This window comes from Rothia sp. HMSC072B03, assembly GCF_001809565.1.
Lineage (GTDB): Bacteria > Actinomycetota > Actinomycetes > Actinomycetales > Micrococcaceae > Rothia > Rothia mucilaginosa_A.
The window spans coordinates 620,524-637,015 of sequence record NZ_KV797969.1 but is presented as its reverse complement, the minus strand read 5'-3'; the positions used below and the strand labels follow the sequence as shown (position 1 = coordinate 637,015).

Annotated in this window: 10 protein-coding genes and 2 tRNA genes; 8 read left to right on the top strand and 4 right to left on the bottom strand. The window is 64.2% G+C overall.

The genetic code is table 11. The features are described 5' to 3' along the window. Positions 1-229: 229 nt before the first annotated feature. Positions 230-302 (bottom strand) — tRNA-Lys (locus HMPREF2630_RS06005). Between the two features lie 231 nt (positions 303-533). Here HMPREF2630_RS06005 and bcp point away from each other — a divergent pair. From bcp to HMPREF2630_RS05965, 8 genes are all read left to right on the top strand, one after another. After that, a complete protein-coding gene (bcp, locus tag HMPREF2630_RS06000; protein WP_049333233.1) occupies positions 534-1,010 on the top strand; it encodes a thioredoxin-dependent thiol peroxidase in 477 nt (158 codons plus the stop codon). Positions 1,011-1,146: 136 nt separating this feature from the next. After that, positions 1,147-1,228: transfer RNA gene (locus HMPREF2630_RS05995), tRNA-Leu, on the top strand. 194 nt (positions 1,229-1,422) lie between these two features. Further along, complete coding sequence (locus HMPREF2630_RS05990; protein WP_083298896.1) at positions 1,423-3,537, top strand: ABC transporter substrate-binding protein; 2,115 nt, start codon at positions 1,423-1,425, stop codon at positions 3,535-3,537. 271 nt (positions 3,538-3,808) lie between these two features. Continuing rightward, the gene (locus tag HMPREF2630_RS05985) at positions 3,809-5,290 is read left to right on the top strand and encodes a malate:quinone oxidoreductase (protein WP_070483875.1); all 1,482 of its coding nucleotides are present in this window, start codon (positions 3,809-3,811) and stop codon (positions 5,288-5,290) included. A 298-nt stretch (positions 5,291-5,588) separates the two neighbouring features. After that, positions 5,589-7,034, top strand: coding sequence for a YihY/virulence factor BrkB family protein (locus tag HMPREF2630_RS05980; protein ID WP_070483873.1), 1,446 nt, complete (start codon positions 5,589-5,591; stop codon positions 7,032-7,034). Positions 7,035-7,107: 73 nt separating this feature from the next. Next, entirely contained in the window at positions 7,108-8,202 is a 1,095-nt protein-coding gene (locus HMPREF2630_RS05975; RefSeq protein WP_070483871.1) for an alpha/beta hydrolase, read from the top strand. A gap of 134 nt (positions 8,203-8,336) precedes the next feature. Beyond that, entirely contained in the window at positions 8,337-9,428 is a 1,092-nt protein-coding gene (locus HMPREF2630_RS05970) for an S-(hydroxymethyl)mycothiol dehydrogenase (RefSeq protein WP_070483869.1), read from the top strand. Positions 9,429-9,437: 9 nt separating this feature from the next. Beyond that, on the top strand, positions 9,438-10,085 hold the full coding sequence (locus HMPREF2630_RS05965; protein WP_070483867.1) for an MBL fold metallo-hydrolase: 648 nt from the start codon (positions 9,438-9,440) through the stop codon (positions 10,083-10,085). Positions 10,086-10,224: 139 nt separating this feature from the next. Here HMPREF2630_RS05965 and HMPREF2630_RS05960 read toward each other — a convergent pair whose 3' ends face one another. From HMPREF2630_RS05960 to HMPREF2630_RS05950, 3 genes are all read right to left on the bottom strand, one after another. Continuing rightward, positions 10,225-11,697, bottom strand: a complete 1,473-nt coding sequence (locus HMPREF2630_RS05960; protein WP_070483865.1) for an MFS transporter — start codon at positions 11,695-11,697, stop codon at positions 10,225-10,227. Positions 11,698-11,870: 173 nt separating this feature from the next. Beyond that, a complete protein-coding gene (locus tag HMPREF2630_RS05955; protein WP_070483863.1) occupies positions 11,871-15,158 on the bottom strand; it encodes an AAA family ATPase in 3,288 nt (1,095 codons plus the stop codon). Next, a complete protein-coding gene (locus HMPREF2630_RS05950) occupies positions 15,155-16,336 on the bottom strand; it encodes an exonuclease SbcCD subunit D (protein ID WP_070483861.1) in 1,182 nt (393 codons plus the stop codon). Before HMPREF2630_RS05950 ends, HMPREF2630_RS05955 begins: the two co-directional genes overlap by 4 nt. Positions 16,337-16,492 lie beyond the last annotated feature (156 nt).

Sequence of the window (16,492 nt, the reverse complement as noted above, 5' to 3'; positions counted from 1 at the left end):
ACGGGTGCCCCTGCGTAGGCGCGGAGGAAACATGTAGCGCACCCCGTAGTCTTGGGAGACGCGAGGTACCCACCCACCCCACCCCTGTAGGAACGAGGGCGAATACCGTCTTCCAAGCATCGAACACCAGAGCAAGGGGAAATATCTATACCTCAAGCCAAAATCTATAAAATTCAGGGAACGCAAAAATCCCGCCGATTCCGAAGAATCAGCGGGATCTTTCTTGATGTGCGCCCCCTGGGACTCGAACCCAGAACCCATTGATTAAGAGTCAATTGCTCTGCCAATTGAGCTAGAGGCGCTTATTCTGTTTTTGCAGGTTTCCCTTGCAACAAGAAAATACTATACGCACTTCCAAATTTTTGCGCAACTCGATACATGGTGACTCTCAACACATTATATGGTGCGGGGGTATGAGACTCTCCGGAACCGTTTCCCCGAGCGGGGTGCATCCCGAGACAGGGACGCTTTAGACTGGGGTGAAGTATTGGGGCGGGCACACCCGCCACACGCAATGAACTTTGAGGAGCATCATGAGCATCCGTCTTGAGCCGGGCACCCCGGCCCCCGCTTTCACCCTCCCCGACGCATCGGGCGCGGAGCACAGCCTGAGCGATTACACGGGTAGCAAGGTCATTCTGTACTTCTACCCGAAGGCTTCGACCCCCGGATGCACGAAGGAGGCCTGCGACTTTCGGGATAACCTGGCCTCGCTGAAGTCTCTGGGCTACGTGGTTCTGGGCGTCTCCCCCGATTCGCCGTCGGCTATTGCCCGTTTTGCGGAGAAGGAGTCGCTGTCGTTCCCGTTGCTTTCCGATGCCGATCACACGGTAGCTGAGGCCTACGGTGCGTGGGGTGAGAAGAAGAATTACGGCCGCGTGTACGAGGGCTTGATTCGTTCGACCTTCGTGATTGACGAGCAGGGCGTTATTTCTGTGGCCCAGTACAATGTGCGCGCGACCGGCCACGTGGCAAAGCTGCGTCGCGACCTGGGCATCGACCCGAAGTAGGGCCGGGGCACCACTCAGGCCGATGGTCGGGAAGCGGTGGCGGAACGATACACCGCCGATTTCGCATCTAGAGGAGCCTCTAGTGTAGACTTGGGTCTTGGACCTCTGACGCATCCCTTCGGGGTGAGGTCCGCGCGCGCGAGTGGTGAAATTGGCAGACACGCAGGATTTAGGTTCCTGTGCCTTACGGCGTGGGGGTTCAAGTCCCCCCTCGCGCACACACATTCACAGTGAACCCGCCGTCACGGCTACCGTGGCGGCGGGTTTGTTCTATCCGTGCTCCGTTGTCCGCCCCGTGCCCGGGCACCCGCCCGCGGCCCCGCTCTCGCAGATTGCGGCAGAACGAGTGCCCGAGCGCGACTCGAACCGGTATTCTGAATACAAGCATCCGCTATGGAAAAGAGGACCTCCCGTGCTGAATGATCATCGTGCCTCTTCGGCCCGCAAAAACGCTGAGCTGCTCCGGGTAACCGCCGGTTCACGCGGCCTGAGCCGCCGCGACGTTCTGCGTTTTGGCGCCCTGTTGAGCGCGGGAACGGCCCTAACCGCGTGCGCTTCGACCGGCTCCTCCAACCCCGCATCGGGTTCCTCGGCGGCTTCAGCGGGCCGTATTTTTCGTTTCGCGCAGGGTGCCGCCCCCGTTCAGCTGGACCCCGCGCTCTCCCCGGTGGCAAGCACCTATCAGGTGACGGCGCAGGTTCTGCAGACCCTGCTCACGGCAGACCACTACACGGGCTCCCCCGATACGACCGATTCGCTCTGCCGCGAGTGGAAGGTTTCGGACGACCGCCTGACCCATACGTTTGTTCTGCGTGACAATGTGCATTTCAGCAACGGTACGGCCCTGACGGCCGCAGCGGTGGTGCAGAATTTCCAGCGTTGGCAGGCCCTGGCAACGGGCGAGTCTACCGCCGCGCTGGTGGTTCCGGCACAGCCCCTGTACGCGTGGGGTTTTGGTGTGCCGGAGCAGCCCGCGCAGAAGGATGCCTCGGCAGATGCCTCCGCCACCCCGTCCGCGCTCGTCTCCCCGACCGCGGGAGCGAGCGCCTCCGCAACCGCGGATGCCCAGAGCAGCGCATCCCCGTCTGCGGATCCCAATTCCTCCGATTCTCAGAAGGGGGCGACCGCGAAGACGGAGGCAACGAAGCCTGAGCCGAAGCCCGTCTCCTTCACCCCGCTGGTGACCTCCGTCAAGGAGCAGGACGGCGCGGTCGTGGTGACCCTATCGCGTCCCTCGCTGGCCTTCGGATGCATCCTGACTCAGCAGGCCTTCGGCATTATCGACCCCGCGCTCTTTGGTAGCGACCAGAAGCTCACCGGTGTTCCGGTGGGCACCGGAGCCTTCCGCATCGAGTCCTCCGAGAAGGGCACCGTGCGCCTGCTTCCGAACGAGCACTTTGACGGTGCACGCCCGCAGCTCGATGAGATTCAGATTTCGACCCTGACCTCCTCCGATAAGCGCTACTTCGCGCTGGTCGAGGGAATGATCGACGCGTGCGATCAGGTGAATTCCTCCGATCTGGGCCAGCTGGCTCGTGACGGTTACCAGACCCCGGGCCGCGACCCGTTCTCGCTCGTGTACCTGCACCTGAACACGGCGCACCCCGTGCTCAAGAATATTTCGGTGCGCCGCGCCATCTCCCACGCCGTTGACCGCGGGGCACTCCACCAGTACTACCCGCAGGGCACCTCTGACGCGCAGACTCTTGTCTCCCCGTCGTTCCGTATTCAGGCAGACCACGCGAAGGAGCACACCGACCGCAATCAGGACCTTTCCCGTTCGCTACTGGCCACGGCCGGGTACAACAACCAGGTGATTGAGTGCTACTACCCCGCGGATGTTTCCCTGCCCTGGATGGATACCCCGCAGAAGGTGTATTCCGAGATGGTGGCTTCCCTCATCGAGGTGGGCCTCAACATTGTGCCGGTGCCGCTCACCTGGGAGGAGTACCATGCGAAGGTGAACGAGCCGTCCTCGACGCGCGGCATTGCGCTGGCAGGCTTCTATGGCATGTACCGCGACCCGTATGCGTTCTTCGGTCCGGCGTTGGCCCCGATGATTGCCGAGCAGCAGGTGCGCTCAATCGTCGCCGCGGCACCCGAGAGCATGACGACCGGGGTGACGGCGAAGACCGTCGAGCTACCCTCTTCAAACGGTGCGGATTCAAATATTCGGATTCAGGCGACGCCGAGTCCGCAGCCGAACTTCTCGCCGGATCCGGCGAGCCCGGAGGAATCCGCCTCCGCTTCGCCCTCCCCCACCCCCACGCCTTCGGCCACGGCCGTTCCCGTGGAGGAATCCCCGAGCTTCCTGCAGATTATGGAGAGCATCCGCGCCGCGGACTCGGCCGAGTCTGTGGATGCGCAGCGTGAGCTGTACGCGCAGGTGGTTACCCAGCTCGGCCAGTTCATGCCGGCGGTTCCCCTGCTGAACGTGACCTCGAAGGTTGCGGTGAGCCGCTCCGTGCAGGGCTACCAGACGGAGCAGAACGCCATCGAGTTCTTCAGCAAGCTGCGCCTATCGTAGCCGGATGCCCCGCGAGGCCGGCAGAACGTGCGGCGGCACGTTCTTCGGCACGTGCGGCGGCCCGCGCCTCCGCGGGGGACGGAGGCTACCGGGCAACGACAGCTAAGGTTTTTTCTACCCTAAGAAAACCTTACTTATGAGGTGTACCACTCTCCAATATTTTGTGGATTCTAGCTACAACTCACCCTTCAAAAGATAGTAGGCTAGATGATATACCCCACAATTATTTGTTGTGCCCGACGCCGGGCACCCACACCCTAGGGAGAATTCAGTGGTAGCACGTACTGAACGAACCGACGTCGTCCTGGTGGGCGGCGGCATCATGAGCGCCACCCTCGGCGTGTTCCTCAAGGAACTCGAGCCGACCTGGAACATCATCCTGCTTGAGCGCCTCGACAAGGCCGCCCAGGAGTCCACCAACCCCTGGAACAACGCCGGTACCGGCCACTCGGCACTGTGCGAGCTCAACTACGCCCCCGCCGGCCCCGACGGCACCGTCTCCACCGCCAAGGCGTTGAACATCAACGAGCAGTTCCAGATTTCCCGCCAGTTCTGGGCCTCCCTGGTTGAAGAAAAGATTCTGGACAACACCGACTTCATCAACCCGGTTCCGCACATGTCCCTGGTCTTCGGCGAGGATCACTCCAAGTACCTGGCCGCACGTTTCGACGCCTTCCGCAAGGAGAAGCTCTTCGAGCGCATGGAATTCTCCACCAAGCGCGAGAAGATTGCCGAGTGGGCACCGCTGACCGTGAACGGCCGCAAGGGCAACGAACCCATCGCTGCCACCTGGGCCCCCGAGGGTACCGACGTCGACTTCGGTGCGCTCACCCAGCAGATGATTGACCACCTGCAGTCCAAGGGTGTCGAGGTTCGCTACGGCTACCAGGTCACCAACCTGAACCGCGAGTCCAACGGCTCCTGGACCGTTAACGCGATTAACCGCATCAACAAGGAAGAACCGCTGACCATCAACGCGAAGTTCGTCTTCCTCGGTGCCGGTGGCGGTGCCCTGCACCTGCTGCAGAAGTCCGGCATCAAGGAAGGTAAGGGCTACGGCGGCTTCCCCGTCTCGGGCCTGTTCCTGCGCAACACCCACGAGGCTACCGCACAGAAGCACAACGCAAAGGTCTACGGCCAGGCATCCGTGGGTGCTCCCCCGATGTCCGTGCCTCACCTGGATACCCGCTACGTGGACGGCAAGCGCGCCCTCATGTTCGGCCCCTACGCGGGTTTCAAGACGAACTTCCTCAAGCAGGGTTCGCTGCTGGACCTGCCCCTGTCCCTGCGCCTGAACAACATCTACCCGATGAGCCGCGCGGGCCTGGACAACCTGGACCTGGTCAAGTACCTCGTCTCCGAGCTACTCAAGAACAAGGAAGCCCGTCTCGAGTCGCTGTACCAGTACTACCCCGAGGCTGACGGCGGCGAATGGGAGCTCATCGAGGCCGGTCAGCGCGTTCAGATCATGAAGAAGGACGCGAAGAAGGGCGGCATCCTGCAGTTCGGTACCGAGGTCGTCTCCGCCGCCGACGGTTCGATTGCTGCACTGCTGGGCGCATCCCCGGGCGCCTCCACCGCGGCTCCTATCATGCTGAACCTGCTGTCCAAGTGCTTCCCCTCCAAGATTGCCGGTTGGGAGCCCCGTCTGAAGGAACTCATCCCCGGCTACGGTGTGAAGCTCAACGACAACCCGCAGCTGGCTGACGAGCTGATGGGTCACACCGCTAAGGTTCTGGGTATTCACAACTAGCCGCGCGTAATCCGTCGAGCGTTCGACGCGTACTTTCGGCAGGCCCCTCCACCCCGCGTGGAGGGGCCTGTTGCGTGCCCAAGGTATCGAGATATATGGCCCCGAAAGGACAAACACACCATATATTTGCATCGTCGGTAAATTGTGCGGTGCGGCAGAAACCCTATAATGTCACCGCAGGGGCGGGAAGAGCAGCTCATTGTTCTTCCCGCCCAAACTGTGCGCCCATACGGTCTCAGCGCGAGACGTGCGGGGCGCAGCATGTGTACACCTCGCCACTCTCACCCAAGGAGCCCCATTGGCTGCACACACCGGCTCTTCCACGGACACCTCCTCAACCCAGGTACCCGCCGGAGCTCGACGCGGACTCTTCTCCCGTAAGAAGAAGCCCGCGGCCCCCAAGTACGCAAGCGTGAAGCTGCGCGACTTCCCCAAGGGCAGCATCCTCTACATTCTGCGCCGTGCCATCTACAAATTCGGCGCAAACGGCGGCACCGACATGGCGGCAGCACTCACCTACTTCACCGTGCTGTCCATCTTCCCCGCCCTGCTGGCGATCGTCTCCCTACTGGGCGTATTTGGTCACGGTGAGGAAAGCGCCGCCGTCATCCTCGCCTTCCTCAAGGACAACGCGCCCGCCCAGATGTACGGCATCCTGGAAGACCCCATCAAGCAGATTACCGGCGACCATGGCGCAGGACTGGTGCTGTTGACCGGTATCCTCAGTGCGATCTGGTCCGCCTCCGGGTACACCGGATCCTTCGGTCGAGCTCTCAACACGGTCTACAACGTGCGTGAAGGCCGCCCCGGCTGGATTCTCAAGCCGCTGAACGTCTTCGTCACCACCGTGATTATCATCCTCGTGGTACTCATGATGCTCATGATGCTGCTGGGTGTAACCGTCCTGGACATGGTCGGTCAGTACGTGCCCGCGACCGTCGACATGGAGCTCATCAAGCTCATCTGGCTCAACGGCCGCTGGGTCCTCATCCTGTTCATGGCAATCGCCCTGATTACTCTGCTCTACGCGACCACCCCGAACGTGCGCCGCTTCAAACAGTGGAAGCTCTCCCCCGGTGCGGCGCTGGCGCTCTTCGGCATGGGCCTGGGCGGTTTCGGCTTCACCCTCTACGCCAACAACTTCAGCAAGTACAACGCCACCTACGGCCTGATTGGTGGTGTGATCGTGATGCTGCTGTTCATCTGGATTATGAACAACATGCTGCTCTTCGGCGCGCACCTGGACGCGGAAATTATGCTCATGCGCCAGATTATCGCCGGCGACGACGACCACGGCCACCTGAAGGTGCAGCCGCGCAGCACCTCCGCCTCGCGCGCGCTGAAGGCACGCCAGGAACGCCTCATGTCTGCCGGACGCGAGCTGCAGCAGCAGGCGGCAGGTCAGGGTATGTTCCCCAAACCGAAGGGCCCCTCCGTCGTAGCTCGCGTGCAGAAGGCGGTGGACACCAACACCGCCATGATTCGCACGATGATTGCCGATGGCAAGGAACGACTCGAAAACGGCAAGAAACAGCAGGCGAGGACTGACGCCGCCGAGGCTCAGGCTTCGGAGGCAGCCTCGGCAAAGGCGGATGCACGCGCGACCGCCGAGTCAGACTCTTCCGCCGCGGCAAAATCTTCCGCCGAGCCGGCCCAGGAGGCACTCTTCGACCTGGGTGCCGACAATCTAGGCGCCGATAAGCCGAGCACCGACAACCCGAACGAGGCGGCCAAGAAGAACTAAGAGGCAGCCGAGCGCTCACCCACCATGCGTGTGAAGGGCGCGGGACAGAAACCCCGGTCACTAAGATAGAACTATGACCAGTGCAGAATTCTCTCCCGCGCCCTTTGCCGTACCCCCCGCCGCTACGCCTGACGCCGCCGCCGCGACCAATAATGCTGCGCCCGGCGTTACCCTACCCAACCTCGAGTACACCCTCTACCAGCCGAAGCAGCTCAAGAGCCGCATCCCGGCCCTCATGATTCACGGCTTCGCCACCCGCGGCGAACAGCTCTACGGCGGCACCGGCTGGATCCGCCAATACCTGCGCGCCGGATACCCCGTGCTAATCGTTGCCCTGCCCTACCACTCAGACGAATACCTCAAGGACCCCGAGTCCATGCACGCCATCGACTGCAAGCTCCCCGACCACACAAGTGTGCGTAGCCGAGAAATTCCCGTCGATTCGGTGCCCTCCGTAGACGCGTCGGGCCGGCCGCTGACCCCCATGCACCTGTTCACCAACATGCTCGCTCGGCTGCTACGCACCGTCGCCACCGAGAACGATCTCGGCGTTGAACTGGAATCGCGCGCGCACGTTATCGGCTTCTCCTTCGGCGCCCGCGTCGGCTGGGAACTCGCCCTCACCCACCCGGAGGCGGTCGCCTCCCTCACCCTGGGCGGCCTGCCCCTGCACGACCACCTCATCACCCTGCGCGCCATGCTCGAGGCGCACGAAGGTACCAGCGCCTCCGCGGGCGCGCAGACCCCGGCGGCAGACTCCACGGAGGAGGCCATTGCCTCCTTCACCTCGATTATTGATAACTCCCCCGCTCAGCCCGATGCGCTGCTGAAGTTCGTGCGGATTCCCTTCGGCCCGTTCTTCGACGTGCCCGCGCTGCGCACCGGTTCCCCCGAGCTGCCGGCGGGCAACCCCGGTGCGCATCCGCACGCACCCATCGCGGTCGTGCTCGGCGATGCGGACACCATCGCCGCCGACGGTGCCGAACTCTACGACATGGTGCGCGACGACAACCCGCTCAACCGTTTCATTCCCCTGCCCGGCCGCGACCACGTAAACGCCCTGACCTCCGGTGCCTTCCGACGCGGTGCGCTCGCCTTCGCGGCAGAAGTGGAGGTGGCGGAGGCCGAGGCGGCCGAAGGTACCGGGGGCGCGACGAATCCTTCATAAAACGTCATATTCCTCCGGGGGCTTCACGCTCAGACCCGGGGTGCGTCAGGTATGCCTTAGCTCTTAGAATGGGAATATATCAAAAAACCTTTATCTAGCGGTTGAGGCTCAACCGCGCCCAGCATAGGAGCACCATGCACAAGGTTAAGGCTGTCGTAGCCCTCGCCCAGGACGCACCCGTCACCGTCACCACCATCAACGTACCCGACCCCGGCAAGGGCGAGGCCCTCGTCAAGGTCCTCACCTGCGGCGTCTGCCAGACCGACCACCACTACGTCACCGGCGGCGTCGGCCAGGACTTCCCCTACCTGCTCGGCCACGAGTCCGCAGGTATCGTCGAGGCCGTCGGCGATGACGTCACCGACATCGCCCCCGGCGACCTGGTCATCCTCAACTGGCGTGCCGTCTGCGGCGAATGCCGCGCATGCCGCAAGGGCCAGCCGCAGTACTGCTTCGCAACCCACAACGCAACCCAGAAGATGACCCTCGAGGACGGCACCGAGCTCACCCCCGCGCTGGGCATCGGCTCCTTCGCCGAGAAGACCCTCGTTGCCGCCGGTCAGTGCACCAAGATTACTGCCGACATCAGCCCCGAACAGTACGCAGCAATCGGTCTGCTCGGCTGCGGTGTCACCGCCGGCCTGGGTGCCGTGCTGAACACCGGTGAGCTCAAGCGCGGCGAGTCCGTGGCCGTCATCGGCTGCGGCGGCGTCGGCACCGCAGCTATCGCCGGTGCACAGCTGGGTGGCGCGACCACCATCATCGCCGTGGATATCGACGAAGAGAAGCTGGCCCGCGCCCGCGAGCACGGTGCAACCCACACCGTGAACTCTTCCAAGGTCGACCCCGTCGAGGCCATTAAGGAGCTCACCGGCGGCTTCGGCGCAGACCTCGTTATCGACGCCGTCGGCATCGCCCCCACCTTCAAGCAGGCCTTCGAGGCACGCGACCTGGCCGGCCGCGTCGTGCTCGTGGGTGTGCCCGCGCCCGGCACCACCTGGAACATTCCGCTGGACGAGGTCTTCGGCCGCGGCGGCTCCATCAAGAGCGCCTGGTACGGCGACACCCTGCCCTCCCGCGACTTCCCCGAGTTCGTGGACCAGTACCTGCTCGGCCGCCTCGATCTGGACAGCTTCGTCTCCGAGCGCATCACCCTCGAGGACGTCAACGAAGCCTTCGAAACCATGAAGACCGGCCGCGTGCTGCGCTCGGTCGTGGAACTCTAGGAGCGTAGCGTGAGCGAACGTATTGAACGAGTCGTCACCTCCGGCACCTTCTCGCTGGACGGCGGCTGCTGGGACGTCGACAACAACGTCTGGATCGTCGGCAACGGCTCCTCCGTCATCATCATTGACCCCGCCCACGACGTCGACAAGATCTCGCGAACCGTCGCGGGCCGCACCGTGGAGAAGATCCTGCTGACCCACGCCCATGACGACCACATCCGCAGCGCCAAGGAGGCGGCGGAACGCTTCGGCGCCCCCGTCTACCTGAACCCCGCAGACCGTGTGCTCTGGGAAATGGTGTACCCCTCCTGGGACTTCGACCGTGAGCTGGCCGACGGCGACGTACTGCGCATCGGTGAGACCGAGCTGACCGTCCTGGCAACCCCCGGCCACTCCCCCGGCTCCGTGTGCTTCTACGCGCCCACCCTCAGCTGGGAGAACAGCGAAGGCGTCGTCTTCTCCGGCGACACCCTCTTCAACGGCGGCCCCGGCGCAACCGGACGCTCCTACAGCGATTTCGACACCATCATCGAGTCGATTTCGACCCGTCTGCTGACCCTGCCCGAGTCCACCGCGGTTCTCACCGGCCACGGCGACAGCACCGGCATCGGTCTGGAGGCACCCGAGCTTCCGGCATGGATTAAGCGCGGCCACTAAGCGTTTGCCCGCGCGGCACGGCTGCCCTCGCGGCTACCCGCACAGCGCGGCGCTACGCGGCACGGCACTAAAAAGCGGAAGGCCCCGCCACCTGCACGCAGGTGGCGGGGCCTTCCGCCGTATCTGGAAACGCGAAGGATTAGGCGTCCAGGGGAGCCAGCTTCTCCTCGTGCTCCTCGCGCCACAGGTAACCGTACAGGTGCCCCAGCGCAAAGTACATGGTCGCCACAATCACCGGCACCATGAACGCGTTGCGGTAGTATGGGGCGTCGCCCATGTAGCCGCCCCACATGCATCCCATCGCCATGCCGATGCCCAGCATCGAACGGGTGAAGAAGCTTGCCTGTGCGTCGGGAATATACTTCAGCGAGCGGCTCAGCGACAGCTCATGGCCGGCGAAGGCCACACCCAGCGTCGCACCGCACAGGACTAATGCATAGAAAATCGTTGACGTATCCACGCTCGTCGGCAGGTACAGGGCGGCCAGGACCAGCAGAATTCCGCTCAAAAGCCAGCCGTGCCACGGGTTAATGGACTGCCCACCCAAAATCACGGGGAAGGCCACCAGAACCATCGATCCCGTTCCGACGGCCACCATCGCCATGAACATGTTCATCGACCCCTGCATCAGCGCGAAGCCCAGCAGACCCGAGCCCACGGAGCCCACGCATCCGCCCAGTAGCACCAGGCCAATCACCAGCACCGCAGTCTGCAGGCTCGGACGCGTCATGCGCACCCGCGCGCTCGCCGTCTTCAGGCGAGATACATCCGGTAGGAACTTCGGCGCCACGAAAACCACCAGGAGCAGGAGCACATCCAGACCGATAGTAATCCAGAAGCCCGAATATTCGTGGTTAGGCGCAATGTAGGCGTCGCCAATCCAAATCATCAGGGCCGCTAACGGGTACATCGACAGGTTCGCGGTGGTACCCCACGAGACGGCCGTCGCCAACCGCTCGTCGCTATACCGGTAATTCCGGCGATACAACGATTCAAGAGCGAACGGAGTCCACGGCGGGGTCGTAAAGCCCATCGCCACGCAGGAGAGCGCATGGTAAAGGGTACTCACATTGTTCGGATCCACCGTCAGACGCCAGCCGATGACCAGCATGTTCGCTATCGCCGCGATGTTCAACACCGACGTGATACCCAGAAGAAACTGCAGGCCCAGGGCCCGCACCAGCATGGGCCCCATCATCACCTGAACCGAGTACGCACCGGCAAAAGCCGCCACCGCGTAACCGGCGTCGTGCACGCTACCCAGGTGGCTCGCCAGCAGAATATACAGGGCAAACGCCGAAGATGCCGCGGGAATGTGGAACAGAATGGTCAGGACGCTACGCGCAAATCCCTCATCGCGCAAGATATCACGCAGGTACTTGCGCTGCTCACGGCCGTTTCGCCAAAACAGAGCCCAATGCTGACGCACGATGTTCGATACCGAGTCGTCCTTATTGACCTCATCATCCGAGGGCAGAGGGAGGGGCCTCACCTCCTGCAGCACGTGGTCGTTGTTACGCACCACATCGGTGAGGGGACCGCCCGGAGCGGAGGGAACCCCCGTGCCGGAGGTAGGCTGCACGTGTAGCTCGGGAGGAGGAGTCACCTTCATAGTGTGCGGAGGAACCCCCGGTACGTGAGCACCGGGGGTGGGTGACGCGTCCTCGGGGTGAGCCGCGGGGCGCGCTGAATCCTGATTCCTACGCTGAGGTGATGGGGTCATGGTCTCTCTCGTGATTATTCCGCCGGTTCTCGACGCGTCAGCGTTCGAGGGCGGGGGTATGCCTAATAGGAGTTTACCCTCACCGAGGAGCCACGCTGTCCCTTTTCCACCACAATCTGGGTCGGAATACGGTTCTTCATCTCTTCAACGTGCGAAATAAGGCCGATGGTGCGACCGTTCTCACGCAGAGACTCGATGGTGTTCATCACCGTATCCAGGGTTTCGGAGTCGAGCGTACCGAAGCCCTCGTCGATGAAGAGGGTGTCCAGCTCGATTCCGCCGTTGTTCGACTGCACTACCTCGGCCAGTCCCAGGGCCAGGGCCAGGGAGGCCAGGAAGGACTCACCGCCGGACAAGGACGCGGCGTCGCGCGGTTCTCCCGTCCAGGTGTCCGTGATGTTCAGGTTCAGGCCACCGCCGCTACGGCTTCCCTTAGCGCGGTGGTCGCTGAGCTTCATACCGTAGCGACCGTCGCTCATGCGCTGCAGGTGCTTATCCGCGACGTCCAGGATCCGCTCGAATTCACCGCCGAGCACGTAGCTCACCAGGTCCACCTGGTGCGTGTACCCGCCGAGGGTGTCGCCTCGGGCCGCGGCGGCGAGGGCCCCCAGCATCTCGGCCCGATCGTAGCGTTCGGCCGTCCGTTCGCGGAAGGCGACAAACTCGCTCTGCAGGGCCCGCAGGGAACGCACGATGCCTTCCCTCTCGCCCTCTCGGCGAACGAGGTGCTGCACCCGCTGGCGCAGTTCCTCGATGCGTCCCCTGAGTTCCTGCTGATTATCCGGGGCCTGTTCGCCCGCGGCCACGCGAGCCGCGACCTCGACCAGGGCTTTGCGGCCCAGGCTTTCGTTCACGCGGGCGGACTCCAGCTCGTAGTCGTTCACGGCCTTCTCGAGGGCCAGAATCTGAGCCTCCGTTCGCTCGGCCGCAATGACCCCGGCGGAATCGGTAAAGGGCGACTCCCGGAGCAGCTCCTGAACCTCGACGAGGTGCTTAGAGTGTTCCTCCACCGCACGGTTCAGAAGCAGGGAGCCCTGTTCCTCGCGCTGGGCGAGGGCGCGGTAGTTCTCAAGTGCCTCAATACGCTGGGCAAACGGGATGTGAGCCTTGGAAGGCGCCAGCTCTCGGGCCAGGGCGTCACGGCGTTCGAGGCTTTCGCGGTGGAGGGCCTGGGCCTCGGTGAGGGCATCGTGCAGGGTGCTCCGGGTCTCTTCGGCGGCCTTCTGTTCGGCCTCCGCCTGAGCCTGGCGCTTGCGCAGGGCGTCGCGCTCGGCGAGACGGGTCGTCGTCTGCTGAACCCGTTCGCGGGCCTGGGCCAGCTGCCGGGCGCTCTGCTCGGGATCCGCGCGTTCCTGGGCCGCGAGGGTTTCGCTCTGGCTACGGGCGCGGGCCAGCGCCTCAGAAGCCCGGTGATACGCGAGGGTGGCCTTTTCCTTCTCCTCCTCGCGAGTGCGGGAGGCCTCGTGGGCGCGGTCTTCACGGGCCTTGGCTGCGTCCAGATCGGTCTGCTCGACGAGGCTCTCGCCCTCGCGGGCACGGGCGGGGTTGGGATGCTCCGCGGAACCGCACACCGGGCAGGGTTCGCCCTCGGCTAGTTCGCGGGCGAGCAGGGAGGACGCCTGGGCCAGTCGCTGCGCCTGCAGGCTCCTGAAGGCGTCGGTCGCCTCGATAGCGGCTCGGGCGGCTTCCTCCCAGCGTTCCTGAGCCTTCTGCCGGGTGCCGAGGGCTCGTTCCGCTTCCTTCTCGGCCTCGGCGACGGCCCGCCGCGCGGCGTCAATATTCTGCTGGGCCTGCTGGGCTTCGCGGTGCGCCTTCTCGGCGTCCTCGGCCCCGCGGAGGGCAAGAGCGTGCTCTTCCTCGGCCTTCTCGTAGGCCTTCAGGTTCTCCTGAATTTCCCGTGCCCTGGCACCCAAGGTTTCGAGGTTCTGGGCGGCGCTTTCGACTTTCTGGGCCAGCTGCTCGCTCCGGGTTTGGGCCTGTCGGACAGTGCGCTCCTCCTGGGCCAGCTGATCGTCGTGCTTGTGCAGGGCGCGCAGGGAGGCGAGGGTCGCGTCGAGATGCCGGCCGCGGGCCTCCGCGGGCTCTTCAGCCGTACGCGTGGCGAAGAGCTCCTCCTCGGGGTAGGGCACGGCGTCTTCCGCGGGATCCTCCCCCGCGCGCAGGGCACGGAGCAGGCTCTCGCGGGCGGTCTTCAGGGCGCCGGCGTACTCGGCCTGCCGGGCGCGCTGTTCCTCGATGTCCTGTTCCTCAACGCGCAGCTGGGTGTAGCGCGCGGTGAGCGGGGCAGCGGCGCGGGCATCCGCAAGCTCCTTCACGCGTGCTTCGTGCGGTTCCCGTTCCTCAACGAGACGTTCACGGCGCGCGATGAGCTGTTCGTACTCGCCCCAGTCCTTGCGAAGCTGAAGGCGCTCGTTGAGGGTCTGGGCGTGACGGTCAGCTTCGCCGGCGAGGCGGGACTGTTCCCGGCCGTCCCGCGCGGAGGCGGTGCGCGCCTCCTCGATACCGGAGGCGAGCCACGCGTCAAGGGTTTCAGCGGCGACGGTTTCGGGGGTGATCGTATCCGTGGCTTCTGCGGTCTCCGGCCCACCGTCGGCGGGAGATGCTTCGGCCGCCTCCCCCTCGGGGGTGAGCGGGGCGAGGCTTTCGCGAAGAGCCTCCATACCACTCCGGGCACGATTGAGATAGCCGTCGAGGGCCTGTTCATCGTTGGCAACGTCCTGCCGGGCCTGCTTTGCCTCCTCGAGAAGCTCGGCGTATATGGCCTCGATGTGATCTACGGGGAACATCTTCTTGAGCAGTTCTTTACGCTCTACCGGCTTGGACTTGAGGAATTGCGCGAACTGCCCCTGCGCGAGGAGCACGACCTTGAGGAATTGTTCGCGGTTGAGGTGAATACGCTCCGCGATGACGGCGTTGACCTCTTTGACCTGGGAGGCGATGGGCTTCCAGGCCTTATCGTCCCCCGGGTTGCCTCCGGGAAGCAGCTCCTCCACGGTGGCGGTGGCGGCCTTGACAGTCATCTGTCCGGCGCGCTTGCCGCGGGTGATGGGGTGGCTGTACACGGGGGTGCGGTTAATGCGCAGGCGGCGGCCCTGCAGGGTGAGGTCGAGGAAGACGCGGGGCGGGGTGTTGCTGCGTGCCGCGTAGGTGGAGTAGAGCTGCGCGGGGTCGCGGTCGCCGGTGGTGCCGCCGTAGAGGGCGTAGCAGATAGCGTCCAGGATGGTGGTCTTACCGGCGCCGGTGGGACCGTTGAGCAGGAAGACTCCGGCAGCGTTGAGGTCGCCGAAGTCGATGGTCTGCCGGTCGGGGTATGCCATGAAGGCTTCAAATTCGAGGCGGTGCAGAATCATGCGTGGTCTTTCTGAGCGGTGACTCGGTCGGCGATATCGGTGATGACGGCGCGTTCGGGGTCGGTGAGGGGACGCTCGCGAACGTAACGGTGGAATTGGTCGAAGAGGTCCACGGGGTTAATCTTCTGGCTGAGCGGCGGAGCGGCGGGTTTTTCGATGGCTTCGCGGGTGCTGCGGTAGCTGAAGTGCGAGATGGTTTCGTACCGCTTGCGGAGCGTGTCGACCGCGCCGACGGGAAGGGTCTCGTCGGTGAGCTCGATGCGGCAGTAGTAGCCGCGCTCGTAGGGGGTGTATTCCGGGTTGTTGAGCAGATCGTCCATGGTGCCGCGGAGGGTTTTCATGGGAACGCGGGTCGCCCATTCATGCCCGGTGACGACGGGCTCACGTTCGGGTGTGAGCTCAAGCAGGTAGGCGCCGTTGCGGTTGGTTTCTTCGCTAAAGGAGAAGCCGAGGGGTGAGCCGCTGTACCGGATGGTGGGGGTGACGGGGTACCGCTTATGAATGTGCCCGAGGGCTACGTAGTCGAAGCTGTCGAAGAGGGAGACAGGTACCCAGTCGATGCCGCCGACGCTGATGTCGCGTTCGGAGTCGCTGCGGGGCGTGGTGTCGGCGTTGCCTGCGGTATCGCTGACGGTTGCGTGGCTCATGACGATGACGCGGTCGGCACCTTCGCCGCGAGCTCGACGGTCGGCGATGTCCGCGCGAATGGCATCGGTGACGGCGCCGAGGACGGCGCGGTGAGTGGGCTCAACCCCGAGTGCGGTGGCGTGCAGGCGCGGCGCAAGGTAGGGAATGGCGTAGACGTGCACGCGCTGGGCCCCCTCGACGAGTTCGACGGGGCGGGTGGCGTCCTCGAGAGTGGTTCGGATGTGCACGCCCGAGGCTTCGAAGAGTGCCGATCCGTAGCTGAGGCGGCGGAAGGAATCATGGTTGCCGGAGCTGAGGATAACCTGCACGCCGGCCTGGACGAGGCGGGTGAGAGCCCGGTCGAGCAGGGTGGTGCTTTCGGCGTTGGGGATGCTGCTGTCGTAGACGTCCCCGCTAATGAGGAGGGCGTCAACGCCTTCGGCCCGAACGTAGTCGAGCAGTTCGTCGATGAACTGTCGGTGCTTGTCGGTGAGAGGGCTGCGGTGAAAGGTGCGGCCGAGGTGCCAGTCGGAGGTGTGCAGAATCTTCATGGTTTCAGTATGGCACCGTTGAGAAAAGTGCGCCCCGCGGTTCGTCATTCACGGCGTAGGCGCTCACGCGGAGCGGGGCTCTATCCCCGATATCTCCCCATCCGCGGAGCAGGCGCCCATCCGCGGCGAGGCGCTCACGCGGAGCGGGGGCTCCGT